Below are 2,262 nucleotides of genomic sequence, written 5' to 3'. Positions count from 1 at the left end.
GTGTTCTTTGAGAACTCAACAGCGTGCCGAATAGCCAGTAAATTTATGATCCTCGTCAAGAGGATTCCTTTGAGATTGTTACTGGACAACTGACATTACTTGTCAGTGTTGTTCGGAGCGATCGAACTCATTCCTTATTGGAGAGTTTGATCCTGGCTCAGGACGAACGCTGGCGGCGTGCTTAACACATGCAAGTCGAGCGGTAAGGCCCTTCGGGGTACACGAGCGGCGAACGGGTGAGTAACACGTGGGTAACCTGCCCTGTACTCCGGGATAAGCCTGGGAAACTAGGTCTAATACCGGATACGACCTGCCACTGCATGGTGGTGGGTGGAAAGTTCCGGCGGTATGGGATGGACCCGCGGCCTATCAGCTTGTTGGTGGGGTAATGGCCTACCAAGGCGACGACGGGTAGCCGGCCTGAGAGGGTGACCGGCCACACTGGGACTGAGACACGGCCCAGACTCCTACGGGAGGCAGCAGTGGGGAATATTGCACAATGGGCGAAAGCCTGATGCAGCGACGCCGCGTGAGGGATGACGGCCTTCGGGTTGTAAACCTCTTTCAGCGGGGACGAAGGGCAACTGACGGTACCCGCAGAAGAAGCACCGGCTAACTACGTGCCAGCAGCCGCGGTAATACGTAGGGTGCGAGCGTTGTCCGGAATTATTGGGCGTAAAGAGCTCGTAGGCGGTTTGTTGCGTCGGCTGTGAAAACTTCACGCTTAACGTGGAGCCTGCAGTCGATACGGGCAGACTTGAGTTCGGCAGGGGAGACTGGAATTCCTGGTGTAGCGGTGAAATGCGCAGATATCAGGAGGAACACCGGTGGCGAAGGCGGGTCTCTGGGCCGATACTGACGCTGAGGAGCGAAAGCGTGGGGAGCGAACAGGATTAGATACCCTGGTAGTCCACGCCGTAAACGGTGGGTGCTAGGTGTGGGGGACTTCCACGTCCTCCGTGCCGCAGCTAACGCATTAAGCACCCCGCCTGGGGAGTACGGCCGCAAGGCTAAAACTCAAAGGAATTGACGGGGGCCCGCACAAGCGGCGGAGCATGTGGATTAATTCGATGCAACGCGAAGAACCTTACCTGGGCTTGACATGCACTGGAAACCAGTAGAGATATTGGCCCCCTTGTGGCCGGTGTACAGGTGGTGCATGGCTGTCGTCAGCTCGTGTCGTGAGATGTTGGGTTAAGTCCCGCAACGAGCGCAACCCTCGTTCCATGTTGCCAGCGCGTTATGGCGGGGACTCATGGGAGACTGCCGGGGTCAACTCGGAGGAAGGTGGGGATGACGTCAAGTCATCATGCCCCTTATGTCCAGGGCTTCACACATGCTACAATGGCCGGTACAGAGGGCTGCGAAGCCGTGAGGTGGAGCGAATCCCACAAAGCCGGTCTCAGTTCGGATCGGGGTCTGCAACTCGACCCCGTGAAGTCGGAGTCGCTAGTAATCGCAGATCAGCAACGCTGCGGTGAATACGTTCCCGGGCCTTGTACACACCGCCCGTCACGTCACGAAAGTCGGTAACACCCGAAGCCCGTGGCCCAACCCGCAAGGGGGGGAGCGGTCGAAGGTGGGACTGGCGATTGGGACGAAGTCGTAACAAGGTAGCCGTACCGGAAGGTGCGGCTGGATCACCTCCTTTCTAAGGAGCATCTGCACCGCGGTCTTCGGACCAAGGTGGAGGCCACGCCGACGGCGAATGATCGTCGGGTGGAGCTCATATATGTGGATGCTGGCTAATGCAAGACTTCGGGTTGCTCGGTGAGTTAGTACTGTCCGCAAGGGCGTGGAAGGGTCACCGAGGGGTTCAGAGTTTCTTGTTCGGTACGCTGTTGGGTCCTGAGAGAACACGCGAGTGTTTTCCTCAGCGAGAAACGACAGGGCTCCGCCCGTCTCCGAACCGCCAGGGTGAACTTGGCAGGCGTTGACAGTGTGGCGGGGTGTCTGGTTGTTCTTTGAGAACTGCACAGTGGATGCGAGCATCTTTGTGGCAAGTTATTAAGGGCATACGGTGGATGCCTTGGCACCAGGAGCCGATGAAGGACGTAGGAGACTGCGAAAAGCCTTGGGGAGCTGTCAACCGAGCTGAGATCCAAGGGTGTCCGAATGGGGAAACCCGGCCCCAGTCATGTGGGGTCACCCATACCTGAACACATAGGGTATGTGGAGGGAACGCGGGGAAGTGAAACATCTCAGTACCCGCAGGAAGAGAAAACAACCGTGATTCCGTGAGTAGTGGCGAGCGAAAGCGGA

General features: G+C 57.7%; 2 rRNA genes. Both read left to right on the top strand.

The window, feature by feature from the left end:
• Positions 1–134: 134 nt before the first annotated feature.
• Positions 135–1,651, top strand: a 16S ribosomal RNA gene (locus ACR807_RS41630).
• Between the two features lie 346 nt (positions 1,652–1,997).
• A 23S ribosomal RNA gene (locus ACR807_RS41625) occupies positions 1,998–2,262 on the top strand; the annotation flags it as partial.

It is taken from the genome of Saccharothrix sabaoui, assembly GCF_051756985.1.
Taxonomy (GTDB): Bacteria; Actinomycetota; Actinomycetes; order Mycobacteriales; family Pseudonocardiaceae; genus Actinosynnema.
The sequence above is the reverse complement of the archived record's forward strand: the minus strand, read 5'-3'. Positions and strand labels throughout refer to the sequence as shown.